An 8,097-nucleotide genomic window follows, 5' to 3' on the forward strand; every position below is an offset into this window, starting at 1 on the left:
CCCGGTGAGGACGGTCCCTACTGGTCCCGCCGCGGTCGGGGGGAGTGCCGCGGCCGGACCCCACAGAGAGGGGCCTGTCCCATGCCCTGCGGATTCCTGCCTGGTCCGCCGGGCCGTGCTTCCATCGTGCCCGCTCGCACCGCCCGTGCGGGCCAGTGAAAGGCCCCTGTCGCCGGGCCCTTGGTCCCGGGCGAGCCGGACACCGGCCCGGCCCCTCCCCCGCGGCAGGTTCGAACACCGATCGCCATCGGCCCCCGAATCCGGCCAGGTGTACGGATAGAATCTGCCGACCGCGCTCGGGACCGAGGGGGAGGCAGGAGCTGTGGCGCAAGCGAGGAAGATCGCGCTCTACATCGTGGTGGTCTTCGTGCTGTACACGATCATCACGTCGCCCGCGAGGGCCGCCGACCTCGTCCAGGTAGGGTTCGAAGGCATCTCCAGCGCCGCCCAGGGCGTCGGGGACTTCATGTCCGAGCTGGTGAAGTAGGAGCCCTGCCGATGATCCGCCACCTGGTCCTGTTCAAGCTGAACGACGGCGTGGAGCGGGACGACCCGCGGGTCGTGGCCGGCGCGAAGGCGTTCCGGGAACTGGACGGGCTCGTACCCGGGCTGGAGTTCTGGGAGTGCGCCTGGAACATCACCGACCGGCCGATCGCGTACGACTTCGCCATCAACTCCGCCGTCGCCGACGAGGACGCGCTCAAGCGGTACGTCGAGCACCCGGCGCACCGGGCGGCGGCCGGTCAGTGGCGCGAGTTCGCCACCTGGGTCATCGCCGACTACCCCTTCTGAGCCCTACGCGCCCCGGCACGCGGCCCGTTCGCGGGTCGCGCCCGGCCGTTCGCGGCCCCTGCGCGCACCACGTGCGCCCCGGTCCCGCCCGCCTCCGCCCCGCCTTCGCCCCACCTCCGCTCCGCCTTCGCCCAGCCTTCGCCCCACCTCCGCTCCGCCTCCGCACGAGCGCCCCGGCAAGTGGGGTCACGGAGCCACCGGCCGTCGCCCGACGCCTCTCACCTCTCAGGTGAGGGGCTTTTATTGGTTTTTAAACCCATTTGACTCCAACACGGCTATATACGGTGCTTGCACACAGTGGACATGTCTTGTGATGCTATGACCGCTTTTGATGGATGAATTGACCGCAGTTGTCCGTCACGTTGACTGTCAGTCGACCGTGCAGTCCGACCATGAAGCGTGATCATGAAGCGTGACCGTGAAGGGGTGGCGTCACCGTGCCGGCCAGTGCAGCGCCTCAAGTGCCTCCCCAGACCGTCCAGAAGGACCGGACCGAGCTGTCCGACGACATCCAGACCGAGACGCCCGACCCCTCCACGCCCCCGGCGAGAACCCGGGGCGCCGACACCAGGGCTCTCACCCAGCTGCTCTTCGGCCAGCTCAAGGACCTCGATGCCGGCACGTCCGAACACCGCAGGGTGCGGGCCGCGCTGATCGAGGCGAACCTGCCGCTGGTGCGGTACGCCGCGGCACGCTTCCGCAGCCGCAACGAGCCGATGGAGGACGTCGTCCAGGTCGGCACCATCGGCCTGATCAACGCGATCGACCGCTTCGACCCCGAACGCGGCGTCCAGTTCCCCACGTTCGCGATGCCGACCGTGGTGGGCGAGATCAAGCGCTACTTCCGGGACAACGTCCGCACCGTCCACGTGCCCCGCCGGCTGCACGAACTCTGGGTGCAGGTCACCGGGGCGACCGAGGACCTGACGACGGCCCACGGGCGCTCCCCCACCACCGCCGAGATCGCCGAGCGGCTGCGGATCTCCGAGGACGAGGTGCTGGCCTGCATCGAGGCCGGCCGGTCCTACCACGCGACCTCGCTGGAAGCGGCCCAGGAGGGCGACGGACTGCCCGGTCTGCTCGACCGCCTCGGGTACGAGGACCCGGCACTCGCCGGGGTCGAACACCGCGATCTCGTACGGCATCTGCTCGTACAGCTGCCCGAGCGCGAGCAGCGGATTCTGCTGCTGCGCTACTACAGCAACCTGACACAGTCCCAGATCAGTGCCGAACTGGGCGTCTCCCAGATGCACGTGTCAAGACTTTTGGCCAGAAGTTTCGCCCGACTGCGATCCGCAAACAGGATCGAGGCATAACCGGAACGGGTAGAACGTCTCCGAGCGGTTTTCCGGCGCCCCGCACCCCTCGCACCCCTTGCTTCCTGCGCATACGCGGCGCTGACTTATCGACATGTCACTACAGCGTGTTGCCGACATGTGACATTCTGCTGGAACCGCGTTTGCCGCAGCCTCCCCTCCGGTATTCAGGTGGAGGCTGCGTTCCTCCGATGGTCGCGGCCACCGCGACCGTCCGCGACCTCAAGGGGGTGGCATGTCCGTAGACCAGGGCAGCTCGAAGGTGCTCACGCTCACGAAGAGCGCGCCCGCGCCTGCCGTGCTCACCAGCTCGTCGGAAGCCATCGACACCCGTACGCTGTCCCGCTCCCTGTTCCTGCGGCTCGCCGCACTCGGTCCCGAGGGAACGGACAGCCCGGAGCGGGCCTACGTACGCGACACACTCATCGAGCTCAACCTCCCGCTGGTGCGGTACGCGGCAGCGCGCTTCCGCAGCCGCAACGAACCGATGGAAGACATCGTCCAGGTCGGCACCATCGGCCTGATCAAGGCGATCGACCGGTTCGACTGCGAACGGGGGGTGGAGTTCCCAACGTTCGCCATGCCTACGGTCGTGGGCGAGATCAAGCGGTTCTTCCGCGACACCTCGTGGTCCGTGCGGGTCCCCCGCCGGCTCCAGGAGCTGCGCCTGGCACTCACCAAGACCAGCGACGAACTGGCGCAGCGGCTCGACCGCTCGCCGACCGTTCCGGAGCTGGCCAAGGCGCTCGGCGTCTCGGAGGAGGACGTCGTCGACGGGCTCGCCGTCGGCAACGCCTACACCGCCTCCTCCCTCGACTCCCCGTCCCCCGAGGACGACGGCGGCGAGGGCTCCCTCGCGGACCGCCTGGGGTACGAGGACACCGCGCTGGAGGGGGTCGAGTACCGCGAGTCCCTGAAGCCGCTGCTGGCCAAGCTCGCTCCCCGCGAGCGGCAGATCATCATGCTGCGGTTCTTCGCCAACATGACCCAGTCGCAGATCGGCGAGGAGGTCGGCATCTCCCAGATGCACGTCTCGCGCCTGCTGACCCGCACGCTCGCGCAGCTGCGCGAGGGGCTCATCACCGACTGACGGTCACCGGCCGCCGGGGGAGACGCGCTCACGCGCCCCGGCGGCATCCCCCATGCCCGGGCCGCGCCCGGACGTCCCCGGGTCGCGCCCCGGCACGTCCGGCCGGTCCGGCTCTCCGACGCCCGGCCGCGCCGCGCACCCGCGATCCGTGCGCCCGCCGCCCCGCAGGCGCGCCCCGCGCTGCCCACGAACGCCTCGGCGGCCCCCGTAGGACGGAGGCCGCCGCGTGGCCGGACGGTGCGGGGGTCAGCCGAGGGCGAGCCAGGCGACCGCGGCAAGGACGACGACGACCGCGACGACCGCGACGATCACGCCGGTCTTCGGACCGCCGGACGGGGCTGCCTGCTGCGGCCGGCGCTCCGGCTCTCCGTCGTCGACGAAGGCGCGGAACATCTGCGTGCTGCCCGCCGGGTCGTCATTGCCCGCGGGGCCCTGCTGAGGGGCGTGGGGGTTGTGTGCCATGGGCCAGGACCCTAGCGAACTCGGGCCTTCCGCCCAACCCCTGGGGGACGTGCGGGCGACGGTTCGTACGGACATTCCCCTCATCTCCACAACACCGCGCATCGTCAACATGGCGACGCAGGGGCTCTCACCCTGTGGTGTGAGACACACGGATGACGCACCGGGGCCACACGCTGGGGCTTTGACCGTCAGCCTACGGAGCCTTTTGGGTTCCTTTACTTATGCAAGCCCCGTTTAGTTTGCCTGCAGCAACCAACGGCTTCTATGGTTGCCCTAAGCAACAAGATGCAGAGCAGAAGTCTGGGGGTGCCCCGTGGCCGCACGGAGTCAGTACGAGGAACTGGCCCGGCACCTCAGCGCCGTGGGCGTCGTGAAACGGGGACTCGCCCGCGCACTGCCCTCCGACTGCCCCGGCGGCTCGGCGGCGGTGCTCACGCTTCTCGCCCAGCACGGCGAGATGCGCATCAGCCGGCTCGCCGAGCTGCTCTCCGTGGACATGTCCGTGACCAGCCGACACGTCGCCCACGTGGCGGAACGCGGCTGGATAGAGCGGTTTCCCGACCCCGCGGACAAGCGGTCACGCATCTTGCGGCTGACCTCCTCCGGACGCGACGTGCTCGCCGACCTCAGCCGTCGGAGCACGGAAGTGTTCGCGCACAACCTCGCGGACTGGTCCGACGACGAAGTCGGACAACTCATCACGTTGCTGGCACGGCTCTGCGGCAGCTTCGCCGCCCGCACCCCCAGTGCGTGCGCCCCCGGACGGCACACCGACGACTGTCGCGCGCGCCTCACCGGGGCCACCGCCCCGACGGCCACCGACCCGGAGCAGTAGCCCCGGAAGGGCTCGTTCCGGTCGACGGCGACCTGACGGACACCCGTACACCTCTGTAACAGAAGCAAAGCAAAGGACATTCATGGCTACGACCACACCGACCGGTGTGCGGGGCGGCCACGCCAAGCACGGGGGCTCCGAAGCTCCCGACGGCGCGCCGATGACACACCGGCAGATCATGGAGGCCCTGACCGGGCTCCTGCTCGGCATGTTCGTCGCGATCCTGTCGTCGACGGTTGTCTCCAACGCCCTCCCCCACATCATCTCGGACCTCGGTGGCGGCCAGAGCGCCTACACCTGGGTCGTCACGGCCTCCCTGCTGGCGATGACCGCGACGACCCCGATCTGGGGCAAGCTCTCGGACCTCTTCAGCAAGAAGCTGCTGGTCCAGATAGCCCTGGTCATCTACGTGCTGGGCTCCTGCGCCGCCGGTCTGTCGACCAGCTCCGGCATGCTGATCGTCTTCCGTGTCGTGCAGGGCATCGGCGTCGGCGGTCTCTCCGCCCTGGCGCAGGTCGTGCTCGCCGCGATGATCTCGCCGCGCGAGCGCGGCCGGTACAGCGGTTACCTCGGCGCGGTCTTCGCCGTCGCCACCGTCGGCGGCCCGCTGCTCGGCGGTGTCATCACCGACACCAGCTGGATGGGCTGGCGCTGGTGCTTCTACGTGGGTGTGCCGTTCGCGATCATCGCCCTCTTCGTGCTCCAGAAGACCCTGAAGCTCCCGGTCGTCAAGCGTGACGTCAAGGTCGACTGGACCGGCGCGTTCTTCATCAGCGCGGGCGTCTCGCTGCTGCTGCTCTGGGTGACCTTCGCCGGCGACAAGTACGCCTGGGGCTCCTGGCAGACCGTCGTCATGCTGCTCGGCGTCGTGGCCCTCATCGGCGCGTTCGTCTTCACCGAGTCGAAGGCCCGCGAGCCGATCATCCCGCTGCGGCTCTTCCGCAACCGGACGATCACCCTGGCCTCGGTGGCCTCGCTCTTCGTCGGTGTCGCGATGTTCGCGGGCACCGTCTTCTTCAGCCAGTACTTCCAGCTGGCGCGCGGCAAGTCGCCGACGATGTCCGGCGTCATGACGATCCCGATGATCGCGGGTCTCTTCCTCTCCTCGACCATCTCCGGTCAGGTCATCACCAAGACCGGACGCTGGAAGGCCTGGCTCGTCTCCGGTGGCGTCCTGGTCACCGCGGGTCTCGGCCTGCTGGGCACGATCCGGTACGACACGACGTACTGGCACGTCGGGGTCTTCATGTTCCTCGTCGGCGCCGGTGTCGGCATGATGATGCAGAACCTGGTCCTCGCCGCGCAGAACCAGGTCGCTCCCCAGGACCTCGGTGCGGCCAGCTCCGTGGTCACGTTCTTCCGTTCGCTCGGTGGCGCCATCGGCGTCTCGGCGCTCGGTGCCGTCATGGCCAACCGCGTCACCCACTACGTGTCGGACGGCCTCTCGGACCTCGGTGTCAAGAGCACCGGCGGCACCGGCGGCGGCATCCCGGACCTGGCGACGCTGCCCGCCCCGATGCGTGCGGTCGTCGAGTCCGCGTACGGCCACGGTGTCGGTGACGTCTTCCTGTTCGCCGCCCCGTGCGCGCTGCTCGCCTTCCTCTTCGCGATCTTCATCAAGGAGGTCGCGCTCCGGACGAACACCGGCAGCGAGGCCGCGGCCCAGGCTCCGGCCGACGCCACCCCGGCCGCCACCGCGGCCACGGCCGCCCCGGCCACGGTCGCCCCGGCCGCCACCGCGACGCTCCAGGCGCCCGCGGACACCGCGACCGACATCGCCACCGTCCAGGGCACCCCGGTGCGCGGTGTGGTGCGCGGCGCGGACGGCGCTCCCGTCGCCCAGGCAGCCGTCACGCTGATCTCCCTCGGCGGTCGTCAGCTGGGCCGCTCGGTGGCGCAGGCGGACGGTTCCTACGTCCTCGACGCCCCCGGCACCGGCAGCTACGTGCTGATCGCCTCCGCCGACGGCTGCCAGCCGCAGGCGTCCACGGTGGTCGTCGGCGACGAGCCGCTGGCCTACGACATCCTGCTCTCCGGCACCAGCGGACTGGCCGGTACGGTCCGGGCCGCCGAGGCCGGTACCCCGGTCCGGGGCGCCATGGTCATCGTGACCGACGTGCGCGGTGACGTACTCGCCACCGGCACCTCCGGCGAGAGTGGTGACTTCGCCTTCGGCGAGCTGGTCCCCGGCACCGTGACGCTCGCGGTGAACGCGGCGGGTCACCGCCCGCTGGCCCTCCCGGTGGAGATCGCCGGCACGGGTGTCACCCGGGTCGAGGCCTCCCTCCAGGCCGGCGCCCTCGTCCAGGGCGTGGTGCGCGCCGGCTCCGCCGGCGGTGCCCTCGCGGACGCCCGCGTCACCCTGATCGACGCCGCGGGCAATGTCGTCGCCACCTCCACGACCGGTGCGGACGGCGCGTACGCCTTCACCGATCTGGACGCCGGTGAGTACTCCGTCGTCGCGACCGGCTACCCGCCGGTGGCGAGCACCGTGGCCGTCGCCGGTCACGGTGTCGACGGACACGACATCGAACTCGCCCACCCCGGCGAGTGACCGAGCGATAAGCCCCCTGGCGGGACAGTGCTTTCAGCGGAGAGTCTGTCCCGGCCGGTGGAATGGGCCCCGGTGGCGCGTGCGGCAGGCAGGGGACGGCCTGCCGCCCCGCCCCGGGGCCCGACTCGTATCCCGAGTCGTCACGTCAGTGGACAAGGAAAGAGAACGTCATGGGACTTCGCGCACAGGTACGGACGCGGGACGGCTGGGCGGTCCAGCACGCGATCGTCACGGTCACCGACATGACCGGCACCCAGATACTGCGCGCCACGGCCGACGAGGACGGCGCGACCCGCACGGAAGAGCCGCTGCCCGCCGGTGCCTACACGGTGATCGTGACCGCCGTCGGCTACGCGCCGGCCGCTTCCACCGCCCTCGTCACGGCCGGCGGCCGGATCGAGGCCGGCACCGTGGTCCTGGCCCGCCAGGGCGGCGTGGAACTCCCCCCGCCCGGCGACTGGTCGCTCGACCCCGCGCACAGCTCGGTGGCCGCCTCCGCCCAGCACCTGGGCATCTCCAGCGTGCGCGGCCGGTTCACCGAGTTCAGCGGCCGGATCGTGATCGACGAGGACATCGCCCGGTCCCGGGTGGACGCCGTCATCGACGCGGCGAGCATCGACACCGGCAACGGCATGCGCGACAAGCACCTGCGGTCGGCCGACTTCCTCGACGTGGAGCGGTTCCCCGAACTCGCGTACAACTCCCACGCACTGGTCCCGGCCGGCCCGGACCGCTGGACGGTCGAGGGCGAGCTGACGATGCGGGGCATCGCCCGCCCCGTCGACCTCGACCTCACCTACCTCGGCACCGGCCCCGACCCGTGGGGAGGCGTCAGGGCGGCGTTCCGCGCCACGGCCGAGCTGCGCCGCGACGACTTCGCGATGAACTACAACCAGGTCGTGAAGGCGGGCATCTCCGCCATCGGCACGACGCTCCGCGTGGAGCTGGACATCCAGGCGGTCCAGGGCGACACCCTGCCCGCCTGAACCGTGCGCGACGGGCCGGGTGACGGGCCCGGCGCCGGGCCGGCCGCCGCGGAGCGTACGCC

At 70.5% G+C, this 8,097-nt stretch carries 8 protein-coding genes; 7 read left to right on the forward strand and 1 reads right to left on the reverse strand.

Annotated elements, in window-relative coordinates; all coding sequences use genetic code 11:
* Positions 1-322: 322 nt before the first annotated feature.
* The 4 genes from ACFWEP_RS27645 to ACFWEP_RS27660 all read left to right on the forward strand — a co-directional run bounded on the left by ACFWEP_RS27645 (position 323) and on the right by ACFWEP_RS27660 (position 3,198).
* On the forward strand, positions 323-487 hold the full coding sequence (locus ACFWEP_RS27645) for a hypothetical protein (protein ID WP_266706389.1): 165 nt from the start codon (positions 323-325) through the stop codon (positions 485-487).
* Positions 488-498: 11 nt separating this feature from the next.
* The gene (locus ACFWEP_RS27650) at positions 499-792 is read left to right on the forward strand and encodes a Dabb family protein (protein WP_387373930.1); all 294 of its coding nucleotides are present in this window, start codon (positions 499-501) and stop codon (positions 790-792) included.
* 437 nt (positions 793-1,229) lie between these two features.
* A complete protein-coding gene (locus tag ACFWEP_RS27655; protein ID WP_387373932.1) occupies positions 1,230-2,108 on the forward strand; it encodes an RNA polymerase sigma factor SigF in 879 nt (292 codons plus the stop codon).
* A 235-nt stretch (positions 2,109-2,343) separates the two neighbouring features.
* Positions 2,344-3,198, forward strand: coding sequence for an RNA polymerase sigma factor SigF (locus ACFWEP_RS27660; RefSeq protein WP_266706395.1), 855 nt, complete (start codon positions 2,344-2,346; stop codon positions 3,196-3,198).
* Positions 3,199-3,444: 246 nt separating this feature from the next.
* Here the strand turns inward: ACFWEP_RS27660 and ACFWEP_RS27665 are convergent, their stop codons facing one another.
* Positions 3,445-3,660, reverse strand: coding sequence for a hypothetical protein (locus ACFWEP_RS27665; protein WP_328720664.1), 216 nt, complete (start codon positions 3,658-3,660; stop codon positions 3,445-3,447).
* A 313-nt stretch (positions 3,661-3,973) separates the two neighbouring features.
* Between ACFWEP_RS27665 and ACFWEP_RS27670 the strand changes: the two genes are divergently transcribed.
* The 3 genes from ACFWEP_RS27670 (at position 3,974) to ACFWEP_RS27680 (ending at position 8,035) form a co-directional block, all read left to right on the forward strand.
* Positions 3,974-4,495 carry a MarR family winged helix-turn-helix transcriptional regulator gene (locus ACFWEP_RS27670; protein ID WP_387373934.1) on the forward strand — a complete coding sequence of 174 codons (522 nt, stop codon included), beginning with the start codon at positions 3,974-3,976 and terminating at the stop codon, positions 4,493-4,495.
* 82 nt (positions 4,496-4,577) lie between these two features.
* Entirely contained in the window at positions 4,578-7,049 is a 2,472-nt protein-coding gene (locus ACFWEP_RS27675; protein ID WP_387373936.1) for an MFS transporter, read from the forward strand.
* 170 nt (positions 7,050-7,219) lie between these two features.
* Positions 7,220-8,035: a YceI family protein gene (locus ACFWEP_RS27680; protein WP_387373938.1), complete on the forward strand. Its 816-nt coding sequence runs from the start codon at positions 7,220-7,222 to the stop codon at positions 8,033-8,035.
* Positions 8,036-8,097 lie beyond the last annotated feature (62 nt).

Source organism: Streptomyces sp. NPDC060198 (genome assembly GCF_042728415.1).
In the GTDB taxonomy this organism is placed as follows: Bacteria; Actinomycetota; Actinomycetes; order Streptomycetales; family Streptomycetaceae; genus Streptomyces.